The 21,730-nt window shown below is 65.0% G+C and carries 21 protein-coding genes; 12 read left to right on the top strand and 9 right to left on the bottom strand.

The features are described 5' to 3' along the window. The first annotated feature begins 18 nt into the window (after window positions 1-18). A complete protein-coding gene (locus AB3X98_RS29465) occupies window positions 19-576 on the top strand; it encodes a TetR/AcrR family transcriptional regulator (RefSeq protein WP_368603485.1) in 558 nt (185 codons plus the stop codon). Window positions 577-705: 129 nt separating this feature from the next. On the opposite strand, the gene AB3X98_RS29460 is transcribed toward AB3X98_RS29465, so the two are convergent. Next, a complete protein-coding gene (locus tag AB3X98_RS29460; protein WP_321927677.1) occupies window positions 706-1,041 on the bottom strand; it encodes a DUF4148 domain-containing protein in 336 nt (111 codons plus the stop codon). A 250-nt stretch (window positions 1,042-1,291) separates the two neighbouring features. On the opposite strand from AB3X98_RS29460, the gene AB3X98_RS29455 reads away from it, so the two are divergent. Beyond that, complete coding sequence (locus AB3X98_RS29455; protein WP_368603484.1) at window positions 1,292-2,686, top strand: selenium-binding family protein; 1,395 nt, start codon at window positions 1,292-1,294, stop codon at window positions 2,684-2,686. Between the two features lie 14 nt (window positions 2,687-2,700). After that, a complete protein-coding gene (locus AB3X98_RS29450) occupies window positions 2,701-3,342 on the top strand; it encodes a hypothetical protein (RefSeq protein ID WP_368603483.1) in 642 nt (213 codons plus the stop codon). Window positions 3,343-3,351: 9 nt separating this feature from the next. Here AB3X98_RS29450 and AB3X98_RS29445 read toward each other — a convergent pair whose 3' ends face one another. After that, a complete protein-coding gene (locus AB3X98_RS29445; RefSeq protein WP_368603482.1) occupies window positions 3,352-4,212 on the bottom strand; it encodes an oxidoreductase in 861 nt (286 codons plus the stop codon). Between the two features lie 269 nt (window positions 4,213-4,481). Here AB3X98_RS29445 and AB3X98_RS29440 point away from each other — a divergent pair, with 269 nt between their 5' ends. Both AB3X98_RS29440 and AB3X98_RS29435 read left to right on the top strand, forming a co-directional pair. Next, the gene (locus tag AB3X98_RS29440) at window positions 4,482-5,339 is read left to right on the top strand and encodes an NADPH-dependent oxidoreductase (protein ID WP_368603481.1); all 858 of its coding nucleotides are present in this window, start codon (window positions 4,482-4,484) and stop codon (window positions 5,337-5,339) included. Window positions 5,340-5,400: 61 nt separating this feature from the next. Then, on the top strand, window positions 5,401-6,312 hold the full coding sequence (locus tag AB3X98_RS29435) for a ketopantoate reductase family protein (protein WP_368603480.1): 912 nt from the start codon (window positions 5,401-5,403) through the stop codon (window positions 6,310-6,312). A gap of 20 nt (window positions 6,313-6,332) precedes the next feature. Here AB3X98_RS29435 and AB3X98_RS29430 read toward each other — a convergent pair whose 3' ends face one another. The 5 genes from AB3X98_RS29430 to AB3X98_RS29410 all read right to left on the bottom strand — a co-directional run bounded on the left by AB3X98_RS29430 (window position 6,333) and on the right by AB3X98_RS29410 (window position 12,484). Continuing rightward, window positions 6,333-6,782, bottom strand: a complete 450-nt coding sequence (locus AB3X98_RS29430; RefSeq protein WP_069266079.1) for a PaaI family thioesterase — start codon at window positions 6,780-6,782, stop codon at window positions 6,333-6,335. A gap of 151 nt (window positions 6,783-6,933) precedes the next feature. Further along, on the bottom strand, window positions 6,934-8,193 hold the full coding sequence (gene boxA, locus AB3X98_RS29425) for a benzoyl-CoA 2,3-epoxidase subunit BoxA (RefSeq protein ID WP_368603479.1): 1,260 nt from the start codon (window positions 8,191-8,193) through the stop codon (window positions 6,934-6,936). Between the two features lie 52 nt (window positions 8,194-8,245). Beyond that, window positions 8,246-9,685 carry a benzoyl-CoA 2,3-epoxidase subunit BoxB gene (boxB, locus tag AB3X98_RS29420; protein WP_368603478.1) on the bottom strand — a complete coding sequence of 480 codons (1,440 nt, stop codon included), beginning with the start codon at window positions 9,683-9,685 and terminating at the stop codon, window positions 8,246-8,248. Window positions 9,686-9,724: 39 nt separating this feature from the next. Further along, window positions 9,725-11,401, bottom strand: coding sequence for a 2,3-epoxybenzoyl-CoA dihydrolase (boxC, locus tag AB3X98_RS29415; RefSeq protein ID WP_368603477.1), 1,677 nt, complete (start codon window positions 11,399-11,401; stop codon window positions 9,725-9,727). A 126-nt stretch (window positions 11,402-11,527) separates the two neighbouring features. After that, a complete protein-coding gene (locus tag AB3X98_RS29410) occupies window positions 11,528-12,484 on the bottom strand; it encodes a helix-turn-helix transcriptional regulator (RefSeq protein WP_069266083.1) in 957 nt (318 codons plus the stop codon). A gap of 129 nt (window positions 12,485-12,613) precedes the next feature. Here AB3X98_RS29410 and AB3X98_RS29405 point away from each other — a divergent pair, with 129 nt between their 5' ends. The 4 genes from AB3X98_RS29405 to AB3X98_RS29390 all read left to right on the top strand — a co-directional run bounded on the left by AB3X98_RS29405 (window position 12,614) and on the right by AB3X98_RS29390 (window position 17,731). Then, window positions 12,614-14,227, top strand: a complete 1,614-nt coding sequence (locus tag AB3X98_RS29405; RefSeq protein WP_368603476.1) for a benzoate-CoA ligase family protein — start codon at window positions 12,614-12,616, stop codon at window positions 14,225-14,227. A 14-nt stretch (window positions 14,228-14,241) separates the two neighbouring features. Further along, window positions 14,242-15,063, top strand: a complete 822-nt coding sequence (locus AB3X98_RS29400) for an alpha/beta fold hydrolase (protein WP_368603475.1) — start codon at window positions 14,242-14,244, stop codon at window positions 15,061-15,063. Between the two features lie 284 nt (window positions 15,064-15,347). Further along, window positions 15,348-16,709, top strand: coding sequence for a sensor histidine kinase KdpD (locus AB3X98_RS29395; protein WP_256094820.1), 1,362 nt, complete (start codon window positions 15,348-15,350; stop codon window positions 16,707-16,709). Next, complete coding sequence (locus tag AB3X98_RS29390) at window positions 16,706-17,731, top strand: response regulator (RefSeq protein WP_069266085.1); 1,026 nt, start codon at window positions 16,706-16,708, stop codon at window positions 17,729-17,731. Before AB3X98_RS29395 ends, AB3X98_RS29390 begins: the two co-directional genes overlap by 4 nt. A 60-nt stretch (window positions 17,732-17,791) precedes the next feature. Here the strand turns inward: AB3X98_RS29390 and cqsA are convergent, their stop codons facing one another. Both cqsA and AB3X98_RS29380 read right to left on the bottom strand, forming a co-directional pair. Further along, the gene (gene cqsA / locus AB3X98_RS29385) at window positions 17,792-19,093 is read right to left on the bottom strand and encodes an alpha-hydroxyketone-type quorum-sensing autoinducer synthase (RefSeq protein ID WP_368603474.1); all 1,302 of its coding nucleotides are present in this window, start codon (window positions 19,091-19,093) and stop codon (window positions 17,792-17,794) included. A gap of 481 nt (window positions 19,094-19,574) precedes the next feature. Beyond that, window positions 19,575-19,877 carry a hypothetical protein gene (locus AB3X98_RS29380; RefSeq protein WP_368603473.1) on the bottom strand — a complete coding sequence of 101 codons (303 nt, stop codon included), beginning with the start codon at window positions 19,875-19,877 and terminating at the stop codon, window positions 19,575-19,577. Between the two features lie 386 nt (window positions 19,878-20,263). Here AB3X98_RS29380 and AB3X98_RS29375 point away from each other — a divergent pair, with 386 nt between their 5' ends. The 3 genes from AB3X98_RS29375 (at window position 20,264) to AB3X98_RS29365 (ending at window position 21,519) form a co-directional block, all read left to right on the top strand. Next, the gene (locus AB3X98_RS29375; protein ID WP_368603472.1) at window positions 20,264-20,566 is read left to right on the top strand and encodes a putative quinol monooxygenase; all 303 of its coding nucleotides are present in this window, start codon (window positions 20,264-20,266) and stop codon (window positions 20,564-20,566) included. 132 nt (window positions 20,567-20,698) lie between these two features. After that, complete coding sequence (locus AB3X98_RS29370; RefSeq protein ID WP_069266089.1) at window positions 20,699-21,001, top strand: DUF2795 domain-containing protein; 303 nt, start codon at window positions 20,699-20,701, stop codon at window positions 20,999-21,001. A 167-nt stretch (window positions 21,002-21,168) separates the two neighbouring features. Further along, the gene (locus tag AB3X98_RS29365; protein ID WP_069266090.1) at window positions 21,169-21,519 is read left to right on the top strand and encodes a response regulator; all 351 of its coding nucleotides are present in this window, start codon (window positions 21,169-21,171) and stop codon (window positions 21,517-21,519) included. Window positions 21,520-21,730: the final 211 nt, after the last annotated feature.

Raw genomic sequence — 21,730 nt, 5'->3', positions numbered from 1 at the left:
TGGAGAGCGGAGAGAACAATGAGGGTCAGTCGCGAACAGGTAGAAATGAATCGCCAGCAGATCCTGCAAGCCGCCGGCCGGCTTTTTCGCGAGCACGGCTACGATGCGGTCACCGTCGCGGACGTGATGAGCGCCGCCGGTCTGACGCACGGCGGCTTCTATGGCTATTTCAAATCGAAGGACGAGTTGATCGCGCAAACGCTCGCCCACGTCTTTGCCCAGGGCGAAGGCGGCGATTCCGATCTGGTGCGCTATGCGGCGCGCTACCTCAGTGCCGAACATCGCGACAACGTGGCGGACGGCTGCCCGACCGCGGCGCTCGCAGCCGAGACCGCGCGGCAAACGCCGGAAGCGCGCGCCGTCATGGCGGCCGGACTGGAGCGTCAAATCGAGCGCCTGAGCGGGGGCATGAACGGCGCCGGCGGCGCAGCGTCGCGCCAGGCGGCGATCGGCGGCTGGGCCGCGATGGTGGGCGCGGTCGTGCTTGCGCGGCTGTGCGACGATCCCGTGCTATCGAATGAGATCCTCGAGTCGACACGCAAGTGGATTGGCGAGCGTGGGGCGCCGCACGACTAAAACGAAAAGCGGCCGATATGTGCGCCGTGTAAGCAGGCAGCAAATGAATCAGCCCGCGACGGCGCTTTCGTGCCGTCGCGGGCTGATTATCTTCATGCGGTATGAATCGGCTTCCTGCCGCCCTAAAACTCAGTGCGCGTTATATACCGGCGGCGAATAGCTGCTAACCGCGCCGTCGGTACGTGCACCGCTTTCCGACGAGCCGCTGGTGGCCGGGCCATAGCCGGTTGCCTGCGCAACGGCCCCACCGTTTTGTGCATTCACTCGCGCCTGGGCTTGTTGCAGATCCGCGGGGTAATACAGGTCGTTCACCGAGGGACGATAACCCGCGGCTTCGAGCTGCTTCAGCTCACTACGCACCTGCGCACGCGTCACAGGACCATTGGTGCCTTGCGACTGTGCAAATGAAATGGCCGGCACTGCAAGCACCGCAGCGATCGCAACGGCCTTGATGAGCGTTCTCATGACTAACCTCCAGTAACTTGAAATCGGCGCAGCGGCTTGTCTGCATCCGTTGAGTACAAGTCTAGGAACGTTGGCCTCGCGAATAAATGCTGCAAAAGCGAATTTACTATTCCCGCAGCGCACCTAATCGGTTTTCACTGCTCCAATGCATAAGCTTCTATCCGGATGGAATATGGAACACGTATGCAACGCACTGTGCCACTCTGATGCATGATAGGGGCTCTTCCGAATCTTCGATGAGGGGGCAGCAATGGCGACGTGGCAACCGGACCCGACCTTCTACCCGTCTGCGCGCATGGCAGGCGAAGCCCCAGCGGAGACACTGGCATACGTCGCCAGCTTCGACCCCACGCGCAGCGTGCCCGATTCGCTCGACGTGGTCGATCTGGACCCCCGCTCGCCGGAATTCGGGCGCATCGTGCATCGGCTGGCAATGCCCAACGTCGGCGACGAGCTCCACCATTTCGGCTGGAACGCCTGCAGTTCGTGCCTGTGCCCCAACGCCCCCCACGCGCATACCGAGCGCCGCTATCTCATCGTGCCCGGTCTGCGCTCGTCGCGCATTCATATTGTCGACACCAAGCCTGACGCGCGCCGCCCGCATATCGCGCGCGTGCACGAGCCCGAGAGCGTCGCGCAGCGCGCGGGCTACACGCGCCCGCACACCGTGCATTGCGGGCCGGATGGCATTTATGTGACGTCGCTTGCGAACGCGCAAGGCGAGGCGCCCGGCGGCGTCTTCCTGATGGACCACGAGAGCTTCGATATTCTCGGCCAGTGGGAGATCGACCGCGGCCCGCAACAGCTCGCCTACGACGGCTGGTGGCACCTCGGCTACGACACGCTCGTGACGAGCGAGTGGGGACTGCCCGCGACTTTCGAAAACGGCCTCGTGCCCGAGGTCCTGCTCGGCGGCCAGTATGGCCATCGCCTGCACTTCTGGGATCTGCATACGCGCCAGCACAAGCAGGTGCTCGACTTCGGCGCGGAAAACCAGCTCGTGTTCGAGCTGCGCCCCGCGCACAATCCCACGCGCCCCTACGGTTTCGTGAACTCCGTGATCAGTCTGAAGGACCTCTCGGCCTCGATCTGGCAGTGGTATCTCGACGGCGACCAGTGGGCCGCACGCAAGATCATCGAAATTCCGGCCGAGCCGGCCGATCCCGAGCATCTGCCGCCCATGCTCAAGGGATTTGCAGCGGTGCCGCCGCTCGTCACCGATATCGCGCTCTCGCTCGACGACCGCTTCCTCTACGCGGCGTGCTGGGGAACGGGCGATTTGCGCCAATACGATGTGTCGGACCCTGAGAATGCGCGCCTGACGGGTTGCGTGCGCATCGGCGGCATCGCCGCGCGCGCGGCGCATCCGTTCGCGCCCGAGCGCGCGCTGAACGGCGGCCCGCAAATGGTCGAAGTGAGCCGCGACGGCCGGCGCGTCTATTTCAGCAACTCGCTTTATGGCGCGATCGACGCGCAGTTCTATCCCGAAGGCATCGACGGCTGGATGGTGAAGCTGGACGCCGCGCACGAAGGCGGCCTCGAATTCGACGAGCGCTTCTTCGTCGAATGGCCGAAGTCGCACCGGCCGCACCAGATCCGGCTCGAAGGCGGCGACTGCTCATCCGATTCGTACTGCTACCCATAAGCGCGGAGCACGATATGGAGGAAGTCTTCGGCGCGCACTGGGGCGCCTGGGCAGCCGTGGTGGGCAGCGGCGTCTTTCACGGCGTGAATCCGGCGATGGGCTGGCTCTTCGCGACCGCGCTCGGGCTGCAGCGCGGGAGCCGCACGGCGCTGCTGCTCGCCTTGCCGCCCATCGCGCTCGGTCACGCCGCGTCCATTCTGCTGTTCACGAGTTCCACTGCGGCGCTCGGCGCGCATCTGCCCGGCGCGGCGCTGCACGCGTGCCTGGGCGCGCTGCTGATCGCGTGGGCCGCGTGGCAGTACGCGCACGGGCACCGGCACCGCGTGCGCGTGGGGATGACCGTGGGCTTTGCCGGGCTCGCGGCGTGGTCTGCGTTGATGGCCACGTTGCACGGCGCGGGGCTCATGCTGATGCCCGCCATGCTGCCGCTGTGCGGTGGAGCGGCCGGCGCAGCGGGCCTTGCGAACCCGCTTGCGCTGTCGTTCGCGTTCACCGCGCTGCATACCGCCACGACGCTCGCCACCACGGCCGTCATCGCGCTGCTCGCCTACGAGTATCTCGGTCTCGGCGTGCTGCGGCGAGGCTGGATCAACTTCGACTGGCTCTGGCGCGGCGCGCTCGTGGCAACGGGCACATTGCTGATCGCAACGGCGTGAGCCGCCGGCTCAACTCCCCGCCGGATAGTCGGTGCCGAGGCTCACCTCGCGCCACGCCTCGATATCGGCCAGCGCCGCGCGCAAGCGGTTCGCCACTGCATCCACGCCGAATGCGCCCAGCACGAGATGCCGCGGCGGCTTTTCGGTTTCCGTGATGCGGATCATCGCCTGCGCCGCGCGCACCGGATCGCCCGGCTGATGCCCGCTGCCTTGCGCCGTGCGCTGCATACGCGCGCCCGCCGTTTCGGCGTAGTCGTCGATACGGCTCGCCGTTTGCACGAGCGAGCGGCCTGCCCAGTCCGTGCGAAACGGCCCCGGCTCCACGCAGGTCACCTTGATGCCGAGCGGGGCAACTTCGGACAGCAGCGAATCGGAGAATCCCTCCACGGCGTGTTTCGAGGCAGCATAGTAGCCAGAACCCGGAAAGCCCGCGAGCCCCGCCACCGACGTAATGTTGATGACGTGGCCCTTGCGGCGCGCACGCATGCCAGGCAGCGCCGCGCGCGTGAGCGCGAACAGGCCGAATGCGTTGGCATCGAACTGTGCGCGGATCTCGCGTTCCTCGCCCTCCTCGATCGAACTCTGATAGCCGTAGCCCGCGTTGTTGACGAGCACGTCGATCGCGCCGAACTGCTTTTGCGCGGCCGCGACGGCGGCGTCGATTTGCGCCGCGTCGGTCACATCGAGCGAGACGGGCAGCAGGCGATCGCCGGCCTCGGGCGCGAGATCGTCGAGCGACGCCTTGTTGCGCGCGGTTGCCACGCAACGCCAGCCGCGCGCGAGCACGGCGCGGGCGAGTTCGCGGCCAAAGCCGGTCGAACAGCCGGTCACGAACCAGACCGGCGACGCATTCGGGGAATCAACGGACATGGGAAGGCCTCGGAAGAAGGGGCAGACAGGGCTGCCGAAGACAGGGGAAAGCGGAAGATGGCGCCGCCGCACGAAGCAGGTCGCATTCGAACGCATGCGCAGCCTCTGATGATACCGGTCACGCACGAACTCTGCTGGCGCACCCGTGGGTCCGTGGGCCCGCGCCGGTGAACGCCTGCGCGGATCGCGCGGGCCATGTACCATACGGCGCCTGGTGCCCCGAATTTCAGCGCCACGAATCCACTGTCATTTGCCGGAGAAGAAACCCGATGTCCACCGTCACCACGCCCGCACGACCCGCTGCCGATTTCGCCGATGCCGTACGCGCCCTCGAAGCGCGCTATGGCACGCCGTGGTCCGCGCCGCTGCCGGCCTGGAACGATACGCTCGACACGCTGCTCGCGCACCGCTCGGTGCGCAACTACGCGGACCGTCCGCTGCCCGACGGCACGCTCGAAACGCTGATCGCCGCGGCGCAATCGGCATCGACCTCGTCGAACCTGCAAACGTGGAGCGTGGTTGCCATCGAAAACCCCGAACGCCGTGCGCGCCTTGCCGACTTGGCGGGCGGCCAGTCGCACGTTCGCGCAGCACCGCTCTTTCTCGTGTGGCTCGCGGACCTCTCGCGTCTCGAAGCGGCCGGCGCGCGCAGCGGGGCGAGCGTCGAAGGTCTGCACTACATGGAGACGCTGGTCGTCGGCATGATCGACGCGGCGCTCGCCGCGCAAAACGCCGTGGTCGCGCTCGAATCGCTCGGCATGAGCGCCGTATATATCGGCGGCATCCGCAATCAGCCTGAGCAGGTTGCCGCGGAACTGGGTCTGCCGCCGCGCGTGCTCCCGGTATTCGGCATGTGCGTGGGCTATCCCGACGAAACGCGCCCTGCGGATGTGAAGCCGCGCTTGCCGCAGGAGGTCGTGCTCCATCGCGAGCAATACGACGCGCCGTCGCAAGCGGCCGCGATTGCGCAGTACGACGAAGTCATGGGCGGCTTCCAGACCGCCCAGGGATTGAGCGCGGCGGGCTGGACCGTGCGCTCGCTCGCGCGCTGGCGCAGCCGCGAATCGCTGCACGGCCGCGACCGCCTGCGCGACGCGCTCAACGCGCTCGGCTTCGAGCTGCGCTGAGCGCACCGGCACGCCGCGGGACATTTCAGGCAACGAAGCACGCCACACAGGAGAGACGCAAATGAAAGTCGCCGTCATGGGCGCAGGCGCAGTAGGCTGCTTTTACGGCGGCATGCTCGCTCGCGCGGGACACGATGTGGTCTTGATCGGCCGGCCCCAGCATGTCGAGGCCATTGCGCGCGACGGACTGCGCCTCGAAGCGCAGCAGTTCGACGAGCGCATCGGCGCGCCGCATCTCACTGCCAGCACCGAAGCCGCCGCCGTGGCGGGCGCGGACCTCGTGCTGTTCTGCGTGAAGTCGACCGATACCGAAAGCGCGGGCGCCGCGATCAAACCGCATCTTGGCGCCGGCACGCTCGTGCTCACGCTGCAGAACGGCGCGGATAACGCAGAGCGTCTGCGCACGGTGATCCCGCAGGACGTGGCGGCCGCCGTGGTCTATGTCGCCACGGAGATGGCGGGGCCCGGCCACGTACGCCATCACGGCCGCGGCGAGCTGGTGATCGAGCCTTCGCGCGCGAGCGACGCCGTTGCGCGCACGCTCATCGACGCAGGCGTGCCCACGGAAATCTCACCGAATGTGCGCGGTGCGCTCTGGGCGAAGCTGATCGTGAACTGCGCGTACAACGCGCTCTCGGCGATCACGCAATTGCCTTATGGGCGTCTCGTGAAGGGTGCGGGCGTGAGCGAGACGATGCGCGACATCGTGGGCGAATGCATGGCCGTCGCGCAGGCGGACGGCGTGACGCTGCCGACGGACATGGACAGCGCCGTGACGCGCATCGCGCAGACCATGCCGGGCCAATACTCGTCCACGGCGCAGGATCTCGCGCGCGGCAAGCTCAGCGAGATCGATCACCTCAACGGCTATGTCGTGCAGCGCGGCACGGCGCTGGGCGTGCCCACGCCTGCGAACCGGATGCTGCAAACGCTCGTGCGGCTCATCGAGGACAAGGCGCGCGCGGCGATCTAGTTCGCTCCGGTCTCGTTGAGTCAGCGGTCGAACACGAGCAAGGTGGAGGTGGCGGACGCGTAAAGCTTGCCCTGTGCATCCGTGATGCTGGCCTCCGTGAAGGCCGCGCGGCGGCCGATGCTGAGCACGCGCCCTTCCGCGCGCACGGTGCCGGTGTCGGCAGTCATGGGGCGGTGGTACGCGACCTTTAGCTCTAGCGTGGTGTAGCCCTGACTCGCGTTGAGCCGCGAATGCGCCGCGCACCCGCACGCGGAATCGAGCAGCGTGGCCGCATAACCGCCGTGCACCGTGCCGATGGGGTTGTACACGTGCAGCCCGGGCGTGCCCTCGAACACGACGCGGCCCTCTTCGACTTCGACAAGCCTGAAGCCAAGCGTTTCGCCAATGGCCGGGCCGCGGCTTCCATGCAGCAAGTGCTGCAACTGTTCGACGCCGGTCAGGCCGGCGGGCATTTCAGCAACGAGGTTCATCGAGGCAGTCTCCATCTGCGGCGCGCGTCGGTTCGCAACTGTCCACGCCTGAGCGATGCGCCATCGTAACGCTTTTCGCACGATCGTGCTTAAACTATCGGGGGCCTCTCATGTGTTTCGAATCAGGCCTCGCTTCATTGCAGCGGACGTTTCAATACGTCTCGAGATGCAGCCGCCCTTCCCGCTTGAGTCGATCCCACAACGCCTCCCAGCCCATTCCGTGTTTTTCGGCGATTTCCTGGAGCGCCTGCAGCACGCCATCTTCCATGCCCTTCAATCCGCAAACATAGACGTGTGTGTTGCCGTCCTTGAGCAGTTGCGCGACGTCCACGGCGCGCTCGCGCATGACGTCCTGCACATAGCGCCGCGGCTGGCCCGGCGTACGTGAGAAGGCGAGGTTCGTGTCGATGAAATCCTTCGGCAGGTTCATCAGCGGTCCGAAGTAAGGCAATTCCTGCTGCGTGCGTGCGCCGAAAAAAAGCATGAGCTTGCCGGTCGCGCCCTTGAGCCTGCGGCGGCGCCGATATTCGGTCATCGCGCGCATGGGCGCGGAGCCAGTGCCCGTGCAGATCATCAGCAGATGCGAGTTCGGATGGTTCGGCATCAGGAAGGTATTGCCGAACGGCCCGATCACGGTCACCACGTCGCCCTTCTTCAGATCGCAGAGATAGTTCGAGCACACGCCATCGGTTGCGTTGCCGCTGTGATCGCGCGTCACACGCTTCACCGTGAGCGAAACGTTGTTGTAGCCGGGGCGCTCGCCGTCGCGTGGGCTCGCAATCGAGTACTGGCGCGCGTGATGGGTTCGGCCTTCCAGGGTCGCGCCCGGCGGCAGAATGCCGATGGACTGGCCTTCCAGCACCGGGAACGGCATGGTGCCGAAGTCGAGCACGATGTGATGGATATCGCTTTCGGTGGCGTCGTCGGTGAGGCGATAGTTGCCGACCACGGTCGCCGTGGTCGGCACCTTGTGCGTGTAGAGCTGGACATAGGGGCGCGCCGCCGACCACGGCGGCACGGTCGAGCCACGCAGCACGTCGGAGCCGCCCACGGGCGCATCGGCGGCATTCGGCGCCGCTTGCGCCTCGCCGGCCACACCGCTCGATTCCTGCGTTTCGACCGGCGCGCCCACCGATGCATTGTGCGCGGGCAGTTCGTCCCACGTGTACTGCTCGTCGATGGTGTACGTCTCGGTCTTGAGCACGTTGCGCCAGTTGTCGATCGCGCCGGTCGGGCACGGCGGCACGCACGCCATGCAGGCGTTGCAGACATCGGCCTTCACCACATAGTTGGTGCCGTCGTGCGTGATCGCGTCAACAGGGCACGTTTCCTCGCACGTATTGCAGCGTATGCAGATTTCAGGATCGATCAGGTGTTGCCTGATAATTCCCACGGGTAGCGGACCGTTCATGATTGTCTCCCACCGCGGCGCGCGAACACGTGGCTGCGCGCCGCCGCTCCCCTCAGTTAAAGCGCACGTATTCGAAATCGACGGGCTGCCGGTTGATGCCCATGGGCGGCGGCGCGATCCAGTTGGCGAACTTGCCTGGCTCGATCACGCGGCCCATGAGCGAGGCCACATAGGCGCGGTCTTCCGCCGTGGGCAGCCATTTCGCTTCGTTCGCGGCCCATTCGGTCTCGCCGATCACACGGCCGTCCGGGGACACGCGCACGCCCGCGAACGTGCCGATCTGGCGGTTGAACGCCTTGTGCGGCACAGTGAGACGAACATCGATGCCAGCCTTTTCCAGCACCTTGTTCCAGCGGTTCACGCCCGCAATCGAGTCCTTGATGTAGTCGTCGCGCAGCACTTCGTTCATGGCGTTGAGCATCGGCACTTCACGCTCCACGAGCTTGCCGTCCTGCACGTCGAGCAAACGGTATTGCTGGCCTTCGAGCTGATGGTCGTCGTCGCGTTTGGTCTCTTCGTAGCGACCCTTCAGGCCCGAGCTATAGAAGGTCGCGGCATTCGACGAGTGATCGGCGCCGAACAGGTCGATCGTCACCGAGTAGTGGAAGTTCAGGTAACGCTGGATCGTTTCGAGGTCGATCACGCCCGCGGCGCGCAAGCGGTTCACGTCGTCGGTCTTCACCTCGTTCATGACCTGCGCGGTGCGTTGCACGACGCGCGAGATGCCCGATTCGCCGACGAACATGTGATGCGCCTCTTCGGTCAGCATGAATTTCGTCGTACGCGCGAGCGGATCGAAGCCGGATTCGGACAGCGCCGAAAGCTGGAACTTGCCGTCGCGGTCGGTGAAGTACGTGAACATGAAGAACGCCAGCCAGTCGGGCGTTTTCTCGTTGAATGCGCCGAGAATGCGCGGGTTGTCGTCGTCTCCCGAGCGGCGCTCCAGTAATGCTTCGGCTTCCTCACGGCCATCGCGGCCGAAGTAGCGATGCAGCAGATACACCATCGCCCACAGGTGCCGGCCTTCCTCCACGTTCACCTGGAACAGGTTGCGCAGGTCGTACATGGAGGGCGCAGTGAGACCGAGATGGCGCTGCTGCTCGACCGAGGCGGGCTCCGTGTCGCCCTGCGTGACGATGATGCGGCGCAGGTTCGCGCGGTGTTCGCCCGGCACGTCCTGCCACGCGGCCTCGCCCTTGTGTGCGCCGAAATGGATCTTGCGGTCCGCATCGCCCGGCGTGAGGAAGATGCCCCAGCGATAGTCAGGCATCTTCACATGGTCGAAGTGCGCCCAGCCGCCCGCGTCGACGCTCACCGCCGTGCGCAGGTAGACGTCGTAGCCGTGCGAGCCGTCGGGGCCCATGTCGCCCCACCACGAGAGAAAGTTCGGCTGCCACTGTTCGAGCGCGCGCTGCAGTGCGCGGTCGTCGGCGAGATTGACGTTGTTCGGGATCTTTTCGCCGTAGTTAATCGTAGAGTTGATCGTGGACATTGCGGTTCCTTGTGGCAAACGCCTTGGCGGAGTCGGAGATCAAACGCGGGCGACGTCGAACTGCGCCTTGCTGCCCTTGCCGTACACCTTGAGCGCGCCTTTCTCGCCCACGGCGTTGGGCCGGTTGAAGATCCAGTTCTGCCACGCGGAGAGCCGCCCGAAGATGCGCGTTTCCATCGTCTCCGGCCCGTTGAAGCGCAGATTCGCCTCCAGGCCCGTGAGCGCGTCGGGCGACATGACCGCGCGCTCTTCCAGTGCGAGGCGGATTTCGTCGGGCCAGTCGATGTCGTCGGGCGATGCCGTCACGAGGCCCAGGCGCTCCGCCTCGACCGGCTTGACCGCTTCGCCGATCTTCGCGCGCACGGCATCGAGCGGTTCGGTTTCCTCATAGAAGCGCCGCGCGATACGCGATTGATGCGTGACCATCGGGTAGAGGCCGAAATTCGCTTCCGAGAGCGTGATGGCCGGTGCTTCGTCTTCGTTCGCGGGCAGCGCGGCCATGTACGTGCGGTCCGCGGCGAACGCGAATTCGGCGAAGGTGCCGGCGAAGCACGAGCCCGGCTCGATCAGCGCGAACAGCGAACGCGAAGAGACATCGATGCGCGCGAGCGTGCGGCGCAGCATGCCGATGGTCTCGCGCACGAACCAGTGGTCGCGGTGAGCGAGCAGCGCGGCGTCGACGGCAAGCACGATGCGCGCGTCGCCTGCGGTCTTGAGAATCCACGTGCCGATGTCGAGTTCGTTGGTGCGCATGGAGAGAATCGCGTCGTCCAGCTCGCGCGCGAACTGCAGCGGCCACCACGATGCACCGGCGGCGACGATTGATTCGATATCCGAAACAGGTGACGCGGCGGGCGCTTTCGCCGTGAACGTCGCGGTGCGCTTCGCGCGGTCGATCGTGACATCGACAGTGGCATAGCTCAGACCGCCGTCGTGCTCCACGCGTTCGATGCGCGGGAGTGCGATGCCCTGCGCGTCTGCGGGACGATCGCTCGCGGCGGCCAGCTCGAGCGCGCGCGCCTGCACGGCCTGACCGAACTGGTTCGGCTTCACGACGTCGTCCACGAGACGCCAGGCTTTCGCGCGCTCGCCGCGTATGCCTTCCACCACAGTGCAGAAGATGTCGGCGCGATCATGGCGCACGCGGCGCTTGTCGGTGAGGCGCGTGAGGCCGCCCGTGCCAGGCAGCACGCCGAGCAGCGGCACTTCCGGCAGCGCCACCGACGACGAGCGGTCGTCCACCAGCATGATCTCGTCGCAGGCGAGCGCGAGTTCGTAGCCGCCGCCGGCACACGCGCCGTTCACCGCCGCGATGAACTTCAGGCCCGAATGGCGCGACGAATCTTCCATGCCGTTGCGCGTTTCGTTGGTGAACTTGCAGAAGTTGACCTTCCAGGCGTGAGTGGAGAGGCCGAGCATGAAGATGTTGGCGCCGGAGCAGAACACGCGGTCCTTCAGGCTGGTCAGCACGACCGTGCGCACTTCCGGATGCTCGAAGCGAATGCGCTGGAGTGCATCGTGCAGTTCGATATCCACGCCGAGGTCGTATGAGTTCAGCTTCAGCTTGTAGCCGTCGCGAATGCCGCCGTCTTCGGCGATGTCGATTCCGAGCGTCGCCACCGCGCCATTGAACGTGAGCTTCCAGTGCCGGTACTGCGAGGGATCGGTGCGGTAATCGACCCGCTGCGGGGCGACGGCGGTTTCGGCTGCGGCCATGAGCGTCTCCTGTCTACACATCGTTTCAATGAACGATAGTGCAATGGAATGCTCATGTAAAGCACATTAGTGCATTTTAGTGCATGCACGGGGTAAACCCGCGATGCCGCGGTCCGCGCCCGCCACTCATTCGATGCGGGGCGCCTCCGCGGCCAGCCGGGCGGCGAGCCGGTCACGCAGTTGCAGGTAAGCGTCGGCGAGCGTCTTTTCGCTGGTGTCGAAGGTCATGTCGGCGCGGCCATACAGTTCGCTGCGGCCAGCCAGGATACGCTTGAGGTCGTCCATCGCCTCGCTGTTGCCCGAGTTGCCCGACATGGGCCGCAGGTCGCCCTGCGCCACGACGCGGCGCATGTGCTCTTCGGGCGCGGCCTGCAGCCAGACCGTGAAGCAATGCGCGAGCAGCACGTTGAACGTGGCGGGCTCGGAAACGAGGCCGCCCGGCGAGGCGATCACGGCGCGTGGGTGTTCCGCGATCACGGCCTCCAGCGCCCGGTGCTCGTAGCGACGATAAGCGCTCGCGCCATAGAGTGAATGGATTTCCGAAGGCGGACAGCCCGCCAGCTGCTCGATCACCCGCGTCAGCTCGACGAACGGCACCTTCAGCTCCTGCGCGAGCATGCGCCCGAGCGTAGACTTGCCCGCGCCGCGCAGCCCGATGAGCGCGATGCGCTCGTTGCGGTGCGGGTCGGCGCTCGTGTGCGAGAACATCTCCGCGAGCGCCACGCGCGCGCGCTGCAAGGCGGCCGGATCGCGCCCCTGCAGCAACTCGCGGATCAGGAGCCATTCCGCAGAGGAAGTCGTGACGTCGCCGATCACCTCGGCGAGCGGGCAGTTCAGCGTGGTCGCGATCTGCCGCAACACCAGCACGGAGGCATTCCCCACCCCGGACTCCAGATTCGCCAGATGCCGCTCGGAGAGCCCGGTTTCCGCCGCGAGCGTTTTGCGCGTCATGCCGCGCCGCGCGCGCAACATGCGTACGCGCTCGCCCATGGCGGTCAGGAACGGATCGCGTTCGGTGCGCTCGCCGCGCGAGGCGTCGTCGGCAGCTTCGGCTGGCAGCTCCGCAATGTAAGTTTGCTTCATCTTAGGGAATCCCTGAATCCGTGTTTATGTACTATAGTGCTTGACATGCATTTTACTAACGGCTAATTTTCCGCGAAAAGGTTGATCGACGACAAATCCGATCGAATCAGACTGAGCGGAGACAACACAGTGACAATCCCAGCAGCATCGCAGGAACACGCCACGGCCGTGCCGCCGCCCGCGCAATTCAACTTCGCCACGCATCTGTTCGCGCTCAACGCCGCGCGCGCCGCGAAGACCGCTTATATCGACGACACGCTCACGCTGAGCTACGGCGAACTCGAAATGCAGGCCCGCCGCTTTGCGGCCGCCATGCGCGCGCTGGGCGTCCACGCGGAAGAGCGCGTTCTGCTCGTGATGCTCGATACCGTCGAGTTGCCCACTGCGTTTCTCGGCGCGCTCTATGCGGGTATCGTGCCGGTAGTCGTCAACACGCTGCTCACGCCGGCCGACTATGTGTATATGCTCACGCACAGCCGCGCGCGCGTGGTGATCGCCTCGGGCGCGGTGCTGCTCGCCGTGAGCGCCGCGCTGGCCGAAGCACAATGTGAGGACTGCCAGTTAATCGTTTCGCCGCCTGCTTCTCCGCGCGCTTCACAGTCGCTTCCGCATGAACCCGAACATGTTCTCGCCGATCTGATCGCACGCGCCGAGCCCGCCACGCGCGCCGCGCAAACGGGTTGTGACGACATCGCCTTCTGGCTCTACTCGTCGGGATCGACAGGCAAGCCCAAAGGCACGGTGCATACGCACGCCAATCTCTACTGGACCGTCGAGACTTACGCGAAGCCCATTCTCGGCATACGCGAAAACGACATCGTGTTTTCGGCGGCCAAACTGTTCTTCGCCTATGGCCTCGGCAACGGCCTTTCGTTTCCGCTCTCGGTAGGCGCGACCACGATCCTGATGGCCGAACGCCCCACTGCCAACGCCGTATTCGCACGCCTCGTGCAGCATCGGCCCACGGTGTTCTACGGCGTGCCCACGCTTTACGCGAGCATGATGGCCGCGCCGAACCTCCCGGCGCGCGCCGACGTCGCGCTGCGCGTGTGCACGTCCGCGGGCGAAGCGCTGCCGCGCGAACTGGGCGAGCGCTTCAGGGAACATTTCGGCAGCGACATTCTCGACGGCCTCGGCTCCACGGAAATGCTGCACATCTTCCTCTCGAACCGGCCAGGCGCGGTCGAATACGGCACCACGGGGCGCCCCGTGCCCGGCTACGAGATCGAACTGCGCGACGAGAGCGGCGCGCTCGTGCCCGACGGCGAGATCGGCGACCTCTTCATCCGCGGGCCGAGCGCGGCCGTGATGTACTGGTGCAATCGCGAGAAGTCGCGCGCGACCTTCCTCGGCGACTGGGTGAGGAGCGGCGACAAGTACCGGCGCCTGCCGGGCGGCGCCTATGTCTATGCGGGCCGCAGCGACGACATGCTCAAGGTGAGCGGCCAGTATGTCTCGCCCATCGAAGTGGAGATGGTGCTCATGCAGCACGACGCCGTGCTCGAAGCGGCCGTGATCGGCGTCGATCAGGGCGGCCTCGTGAAAACCTGCGCGTTCGTCGTCCTCAAGCAAACGGCCATGGAAACTTCGCACGACGCGTTGGCCGAGCAGTTGAAGGCGTTCGTGAAAACACGGCTCGCGCCGCACAAGTATCCGCGCGACATCCTGTTCGTCGACGATCTGCCCAAGACGGCCACCGGTAAGATCCAGCGTTTCAGGCTGCGTCAGCAGTTTCAGTCGTGACAGTGGCAAACGCCATGAACGAAAGCGAATTCGCCGATCTGCCCGCTACGTCCACGCGCGATGCACTGCGCATCGAATGTCGCTGGATCGGCGCGGCCGCCAGCGATGTGCCGCTCGCCGTGTTCCTGCACGAGGGTCTCGGCTCGATCGCAATGTGGAAAGACTGGCCCACCGCGCTTTGCGAACGCCTCGGCATGCGCGGGCTCGTTTATTCGCGTCCGGGTTACGGCCGTTCCACACCGCGCGCGCAAGGCGTCAAATGGCCGGTCGATTTCATGTCGGCGCAGGCGCGCGATGTTCTACCTGCGGTGCTCGACGCACTCGGCGTAAGCGCTGGCGAACGCAAACGCATGTGGCTGATCGGTCATAGCGACGGCGCCTCCATCGCCCTGCTCTACGCCGCCGCTTTCCCCGAAGCACTCGCGGGTGCAGTGGCGATTGCGCCGCACGTGTTCGTCGAAGACATTTCGGTCGACAGCATCGGCGAGGCGAAGGTTGCGTACGAAACGACCCGCCTGCGCGAAAAGCTCGCGCGCTATCACGACGACGTCGATTCCGCGTTCTACGGCTGGAACGATATCTGGCTCGATCCCGCCTTCCGTTCCTGGAACATCGTCGGCGAACTGGCGTCGATTCGCGCGCCGCTGCTCGCCGTGCAGGCGCTCGACGACCACTACGGCACCATGGCGCAAGTCGAAGCGATTGGCGCGGCCGTGCCCCACGCGCGCGTCCACGCGCTCGCGCAGGGGGGCCATTCTCCCCATCGCGATGCGCCGCAGCCGCTGAACGACGTCATCGAGCCATTCATTTGGGCACAGCGCAAGCCCGCGGCCTGAAAACAACTCAGCGTCCCCGCAACACCCTCCAGCGCGCGCCGAATGCCTCCAGGCAGGGTCAAATCGATGCACCGCGCATAACGCTCCCCTGCCAACGCGGCACCTCAGCCCATCGAAGGCCAAACTAAGGGCCAAACCCGCCTCATCGCTGCAATCCTTTGGTGATATTGTCTTTCTTTGCGCGGTGGAGACGGGGTCCGACCACGCGAACCCCATGGCAAAACGGGGCACCAAAAAAAGCGAGACGCAAGAAGACCGGCGGGACATGCGCGCCGGCCAGAACGATGAGCGATTCCATTCTGATGAACGTTTCAAGAACCTCGGTGCGACTGAGGCGAGCCTGGGCGTCGATGCGTCCGCGCTTCGTGCGCGCCTTCGCGCCCGCGCTGCGCAACCTGCAATACGTGAAGCGCCGCATGCGCCCGCTCGCCGTGGTGGCGAGCGTGGGCTTCCCGCTTTACTACTACGTCTGGAAAGACCTCTTTCCTCAGCCGTATGAAAATCTCACGCTGCGCCTGATCGGCTCGTTTCTGTTCATACCGATCCTGGCGTTCGAGCGCTGGCCCGCCGCGCTGAAAAAGCTGCTGCCGTGGTACTGGTACTTCTGCACGCTCTACGCACTGCCGTTCTTCTTCACGTTCATGCTGCTCAAGAACAACGGCAACGAAGTGTGGGTGGAAAGCGCGCTGATCGCGGCGTTCGTGATGGTGCTGCTGCTCGACTGGCTCATGCTCGTGCTGCAGTTCCTCGTGGGCATCAGCCTCGCGGTGGTGGCCTACTGCCTCACCACCTATCCCATCGTGCTCGGGCCGAACTATTTCACCCATCTGGCGATCTTTTCGTTCGCGGTGGCAATCGGTGCGGTGGCCAATTACGATCAGGACCGCATTCAGATCGAACAGGAGCGCGCCATGCTGGCCACGGCGGGCAGCGTGGCGCACGAACTGCGCACGCCGCTCGTGGCGATACGCGTGGGCGCCGCGGGCCTCATGCGCTATTTGCCCGCGCTGCTCGACACCTATCAACTCGCCCAGCGCAGCCGCTTGCCCGTGCCAAAAATACGCGTGGCGCATCTGCATTCCCTGCAAGGCGTGGCGGGCCGCATCGAACAGGAAGCACTGCATTCGAACGCGATCATCGACATGCTGCTCGCCACGGCGCGCTTCACGGGCGGCAACATGCAAAACGCAACGATGTGTTCGATCGTACATTGCGTCGAAACCGCACTCGCGCGTTTTCCGTTTCGCGAAGGCGACCGGCGTCGGGTAATCTGCAATCTGCGCCCCGATTTCGAATTCCACGGATCTGAGATGCTTACCGTTCACGTGCTCTTCAATCTGCTCAAAAATGCCTTCAGGCATATGGGCAGCATCGAAGGCGCGCAGATTTCGATTCGTCTTGAATCAGGGCAAAGGGCCAATCGTTTAATTTTCAGCGATACGGGCACCGGTATTTCCCCTGAGGTATTGCCGCACATCTTCACGCGCTTTTATACTTCGACAACCGCCACCGATGACGTGACGCTCGGCGCAGGAATCGGGCTGGCATTCTGCCGCGATGTCATGCAAGCGATGGGTGGAGCGATCACCTGCTCTTCCGTAAAAGGCGAATACACCGAGTTCGTTTTGACATTCCCTGCGCCATGACGAAAGCCATTCAGCCGTTCTCCTATCCGACCACCGTCGCCTTCGTCGACGACAGCGCCGCGTTCCTTTCGAACCTGAGCCTGCAACTCGACCCCGACCTGGCCTTCCGCCTGTTCAGTTCGCCCTCTGAGGCGCTGAAATTCCTCAATGGCCGTACGCCGCATGACCGCGCGGCGGAGCCTATCTTCAGCCCCTATCTGGACCGTACTGAAGAAAACGATGCGCACCAGGTCATCGCCATGCGCGTCGATGCGATACGTAGTCTCGTACATAACGCCTCGCGCTTCGAGTCGGTTTCGGTCGTGGTGGTCGATTACGACATGCCAGAACTCAACGGCATGGAGTTTTGCCGGCGCATTACCGACCCGTCGATCAGGAAAATCGTGCTGACCGGCAAAGCCGACGAGCACGTGGCCGTAAAGAGCTTCAACGAAGGGCTGATCGACCGCTTCATCCGCAAGCATGAAGTCGACGCGGTGGAAACGCTGAACCAGGCGATCGACGATATGCAGCGCGCGTATTTCGACCGCTGCTGCAGCACGGTGCTCGACGCGCTCGCCGTATCCGAATATGCATTCCTCAAGGATCATGCGCTCGCCGCGCACGTGAAGGGCATTGCCGATTCACTGGGCATCGTCGAGCACTATCTCTCGTATCAACCGCACGGACTCCTGATGTTCGACGGTGTCGGCACCGCATACCTGCTCGTCATTCACACCGACGAATCGCTGCGCGGCGTGCGCGAAATCGCCGTCGAACAAGGTGCGCCCATCAGCTTTCTCGCGGAGCTCGACAGCCGTCGCAGCCTGCCGTATTTCTGGCGCACGGAAGGCTATTACCCGTCGCAGTGCATCGAATGGCAGCCGTATATGCACCCCGCATCGGAGTTTCACGGCGACCGCCGCTATCTCTACGCCCTGGTGAAGAAGCCGGCGGGGCTCGCGCTCGACAACGTGCTGCCCTACGACCGGCATCTCGACCAGTTGGACCGCGAGATCCAGGCGGCGTGGGACTCGCCCTGATAATCGGGCGCACCCCACGCTACCGCTGTCTCGCTCCACGCTGCCTCAATCGCGCACGGCTCAGGCCGCCACAGCCACCATCGGCATGTTCACCACAGCCTGCGGCAGACGCACGCGCGCACGACCCGCATTGCGTTCGTTGCGGCGCGTGGACGGCCAGTTCCACATCTGCACCTCGTCGCGAATTTCCGCGCACACTTCGACGAGCCGCTCCAGTTCCTCCTCGCACAGCGCCGCATTGAGCGAGAGCCGCACGAGCGAGCGGTTCTGCGCTGTGGCAGGTGCACAGAACACCGAACCAAAAATGCCGCGTGCTTCGAGCGCGTCGCGCAGGATGATCGTCTGCGGCTCAGGCCCGGCTTCCAGCGCGATGATCTGCGTTTCGCTGCCGTTCAGGTTGTAGCCGAGATCGGCAAGCCGTGAGCGCACGTAACGCGCGTTGGCCGCGACGCGCGTGCGCCGCCAGTCTTCGCGCTCGATCACGTCGAGCGTCGCCGCGAGACCCGCCGTTTCATGCGGCAGCAGCGTCGAGCTGAAAATGGCGGGCAGCGCCTCGCACTTGAAATACTCCTGGAAGCGCCGCGAACAGCTGATGATGCCCGCACGGCCGGCAAACGCCTTCGCAAGACTCGCGGTACGGAAATGCACGCGGTCGATCAGCCCGAGTTCGGCCACCATGCCCGCACCGTGCGGGCCGTGCGTGCCGAGCGAATGCGACTCGTCGACGACCAGCACGCAGTCGTGCTCGGCGCACACTTCGGCGATCGCCGTGAGCGGCGCCACGCTGCCGTTCGTGCTGTACACCGAATCGACGATCACGATCCCGGCCCCGTAGCGCTGGATGCGCTGCTCGAGGTGATCGACATCGTTGTGGAAGAAACTGATCGCGCGCGCGCCGGCGCTGCGGATGCCTTCCCACAGCGACATATGCGCCATCATGTCGACGTACACCGGCGTCTGCGCATTGGCGATCGACTGGATCAGCCCCGTATTCGCGGCAAAACCCGACTGGCACAGCACGCTCGCTTCAGCCCCCATGTATGACGCGAAGCGGTCTTCGAGCGCGAGTTGCGGGCAGTCGTCGCCGTGGAGGAACACACCCGACATCAGAAGCCCGTTGCCCTCCTTGCGGATGCTCATGCACATTGCATCAAGAATCTCTGGGTGGCGCGCAATCGAAAGGTAATCATTACTCGAGAGGTGCAAGGCATCAGCATCGGCAACACGGCCCTTCATAATGTGGCCCCCGGCCCAGCTTTCCTGCACGCGCTCGGTGTAGTAGCGATCGACACGTGCTGCGAGGAATGCGGGCAATGCCGCGTCGTTGTTATGTGCGTTACGCCAGTTGCTGCCAACTTTCATCTCAGGCTCCTTGTGGTTAAAGGCCGGCCCCGGAGGCGACTTGTCTGGTCAGGAAGGATTCCGAAAGGCAGGCCCGTAATGTGTCCGCAACGAAACGACACGCGCGATGAGGCCTGACGTGCGCATTCCGGCAGCGGACTTATGAATGTGGGTGATGCAATGACTGGCGAGCGCGTGAGTCGCGGCGCGCGGCGGGGAGTGGTCACGGCCGGCGGCGCCAGAGCGCGCTTGAGAGAAAACCAATGCGGGCGCGGGGCGCCGGGAGCAGGCGCCTTCATATCCGCACGAATCCCGCTTCGCGTGATCGCCACTGGTTACAAGGGAAGAAACGCCCGCCCGAAAATTTTTGAGGCGCGCCACGCAGGCCACCTGCACCCTATACGTCATGCAGCGAAAGCGCCTTCACGCTGCACGCAACGTCGGTCGCGCCATTGATAATTATCGTTTAAAAACAGCGCTGTTAAGCCTTCGCAGTGCGCAACTATGCGTAGCGCATGGAGTTTCGACAAGGATTGCCCGTCGCGCCGCGAAAGGGCGCGAGCGTTGATTCATCACGCATAGATCGCGCGAAGGGGACCGACGGAATCGTCAGATCCACGACGCGGTCGCGCCCGCGTGACCTGGCGACATAGAGCGCGACGTCGGCGCGCGCCATCAAGGCGGCGAGCGAGTCTTGCGCTTGCAGTTCATCGACGCCGGCGCTGACCGTCAGTCCGTCGTGGGGCTCTTCGCCGGAGTCGCGGGCGTGAGCGTCGGCGCTGCGCCGAACGGAGAGCGTCAACACGCGCAATTCATCGAGCGATGCGCTCGCCTGGGCGAGAAAGGCGCGGCGCGTGAGCGAACGCGCCCAGCCAGGCCGCCAGGGTCACGAACCGGTAGCTGTACACGGGGCGCTCGGGCGGGGGGCAACGCAGTGAGAGCCAGCCGAGCGACGCGTAGATGGCCGCATGAAACGTGGAGATTCAAGACCGCATGGCTGGTCAGCCGTCGCGCGGCGGTGACCCGGCGTGGTCAGACAAAACCGCGACGCCACGCGACTCTATTTGGACTACGAATCGTAATCCTCGCACGGCAGGCGGGAAAAGCCCGCCGCCCCCTCCCGGCGCTTGACGAACGCCCCGCAGGACCGCGACCATGCCTGAGTCGCCACGACGTAACAGGAGCCATGTCATGACCCAGCATGCGTTGTACGTCGAGCTGCACGCGCAGCCCGGCAAGGAAGAGGACCTCGCGGCATTTCTCGCGAGCGCGAAACCGCTGGTCGATGCGGAGCCCGGCACGCCAGCCTGGTTCGGCGTGCGCTTCGACGCCACGACGTTTGCGATCTTCGATGCATTCGACGACGAAGCCGGCCGCAACGCGCATCTGAACGGCCAGGTGGCCGCGGCATTGATGGCGCGCGCGGGCGAACTGCTGGCCGCGCCGCCGCAGATCCGCCGCGCCGAAGTGCTCGCCGACAAGCTTCCCGCCTGAACGGCAGCCAGATTGCCCGACAGGACGTGCGCGCGGTCACGTCCTTTCCCTGCCTGTAAATGGGGCGCGCGCCGGTCAAGGCGCCGGGAACGGCAACTGCGCGAGCCGTCAAGATCTTCGAAGGAGGAGCCGATGAAGCCTGCTTCCGCTTGCGAGGCCACACGAGCTGACACCCCAGACGAGGCGCGTTCGAATGCAGAGGCGCTGAGCGATCGTGTGCTGCATGCTCTCGAACGCGTCACCTGGCCCGCGCACCCCGCCACGCTGATCGAAAACGCCGAGCGCAGCGGCGCGCCGCGCGACGTGATCGACGCTTTGCGCCGCTTGCCGGACGAGGCGTTCGGCAGCTTTCCCGAAGTCTCGGCACTCATCGTCGCGGCGCAACTGGGCGCGCGCGGCTCGACCGCCCAACGGGGCGCGGCGACGCGAAGATGACGACCGAAGCGGCAACGATGCCGGGCGAGGATCGTTCCTGCACGCCGCAGGAACAGAAATTGCGCGCTGCGGGACGGCCGCCGGATACCCTCGGCCCGCGGCGACGCGATCGCGAAGAACAAAGGCCCAGCCGCCATGATCGGCCGGGCCGCTCACGCAAGAGACGTATGGCTACCGTATTACTAGTCGACGACGACACAAACGCGCTCGATGCGCTCAAAGAACTGGTCGGGCAGGAAGGTTATCGCGTCAGAACTGCCGCAGACGGTTCGGATGCCCTGCAAAGCGCACTCGCCGACCCTCCCGATGTCGTGATCTCCGACTGCATGATGCCGCGCATGGACGGTCTCTCCCTCATGCGCGAAATGAGGCGCAGCAGCAAGCTTGCGGGCGTGCCGCTCGTGCTCGTCTCGGCGCTCGTCACCCTGCCCCCCGACGCCGACGTCGTGGGCTTCCTGCGCAAGCCCTTCGCGGTTTCGCAACTGCTCGACATCCTCCACCGGGTCGCCACACCGTGACGCGCTCCAGCCTCGTCCACCGCATGAACGATTTACATCGTCGTTGTAGCGACTGACGCTCGGGGCGCGCAACGCGACCACTTACGGTCGCTTCCTTCATTCGGCCTCCTGACCGGTTCTCGATCGATAGCCGCGCCCTGCGCGTCACGGCATGACCCATGCTCTTGAATCGGCGTGGCCGGCCCATTTGGGGCGGGCATGGGATCGAACC

The sequence above is a fragment of the Paraburkholderia sp. BR14312 genome, assembly GCF_040948675.1.
Taxonomy (GTDB): Bacteria; Pseudomonadota; Gammaproteobacteria; order Burkholderiales; family Burkholderiaceae; genus Paraburkholderia; species Paraburkholderia nodosa_A.
Note: the sequence above shows the minus strand (reverse complement) of the source record. Positions and strands in the feature narration are given on the sequence as shown.

Bases quoted from the DNA above. Each gene is read 5' to 3' on its own strand.
- boxC (WP_368603477.1), bottom strand. From the start codon at position 11,401: ATGGCCGCAGCCGAAACCGCCGTCGCCCCGCAGCGGGTCGATTACCGC.
- cqsA (WP_368603474.1), bottom strand. From the start codon at position 19,093: ATGAAAGTTGGCAGCAACTGGCGTAACGCACATAACAACGACGCGGCA.
- AB3X98_RS29400 (WP_368603475.1), top strand. From the start codon at position 14,242: ATGAACGAAAGCGAATTCGCCGATCTGCCCGCTACGTCCACGCGCGAT.
- AB3X98_RS29465 (WP_368603485.1), top strand. From the start codon at position 19: ATGAGGGTCAGTCGCGAACAGGTAGAAATGAATCGCCAGCAGATCCTG.
- boxA (WP_368603479.1), bottom strand. From the start codon at position 8,193: ATGAACGGTCCGCTACCCGTGGGAATTATCAGGCAACACCTGATCGAT.
- AB3X98_RS29430 (WP_069266079.1), bottom strand. From the start codon at position 6,782: ATGAACCTCGTTGCTGAAATGCCCGCCGGCCTGACCGGCGTCGAACAG.
- AB3X98_RS29450 (WP_368603483.1), top strand. From the start codon at position 2,701: ATGGAGGAAGTCTTCGGCGCGCACTGGGGCGCCTGGGCAGCCGTGGTG.
- AB3X98_RS29390 (WP_069266085.1), top strand. From the start codon at position 16,706: ATGACGAAAGCCATTCAGCCGTTCTCCTATCCGACCACCGTCGCCTTC.
- AB3X98_RS29455 (WP_368603484.1), top strand. From the start codon at position 1,292: ATGGCGACGTGGCAACCGGACCCGACCTTCTACCCGTCTGCGCGCATG.
- AB3X98_RS29375 (WP_368603472.1), top strand. From the start codon at position 20,264: ATGACCCAGCATGCGTTGTACGTCGAGCTGCACGCGCAGCCCGGCAAG.
- boxB (WP_368603478.1), bottom strand. From the start codon at position 9,685: ATGTCCACGATCAACTCTACGATTAACTACGGCGAAAAGATCCCGAAC.
- AB3X98_RS29370 (WP_069266089.1), top strand. From the start codon at position 20,699: ATGAAGCCTGCTTCCGCTTGCGAGGCCACACGAGCTGACACCCCAGAC.
- AB3X98_RS29435 (WP_368603480.1), top strand. From the start codon at position 5,401: ATGAAAGTCGCCGTCATGGGCGCAGGCGCAGTAGGCTGCTTTTACGGC.
- AB3X98_RS29365 (WP_069266090.1), top strand. From the start codon at position 21,169: ATGGCTACCGTATTACTAGTCGACGACGACACAAACGCGCTCGATGCG.
- AB3X98_RS29395 (WP_256094820.1), top strand. From the start codon at position 15,348: ATGAGCGATTCCATTCTGATGAACGTTTCAAGAACCTCGGTGCGACTG.
- AB3X98_RS29410 (WP_069266083.1), bottom strand. From the start codon at position 12,484: ATGAAGCAAACTTACATTGCGGAGCTGCCAGCCGAAGCTGCCGACGAC.
- AB3X98_RS29440 (WP_368603481.1), top strand. From the start codon at position 4,482: ATGTCCACCGTCACCACGCCCGCACGACCCGCTGCCGATTTCGCCGAT.
- AB3X98_RS29460 (WP_321927677.1), bottom strand. From the start codon at position 1,041: ATGAGAACGCTCATCAAGGCCGTTGCGATCGCTGCGGTGCTTGCAGTG.
- AB3X98_RS29445 (WP_368603482.1), bottom strand. From the start codon at position 4,212: ATGTCCGTTGATTCCCCGAATGCGTCGCCGGTCTGGTTCGTGACCGGC.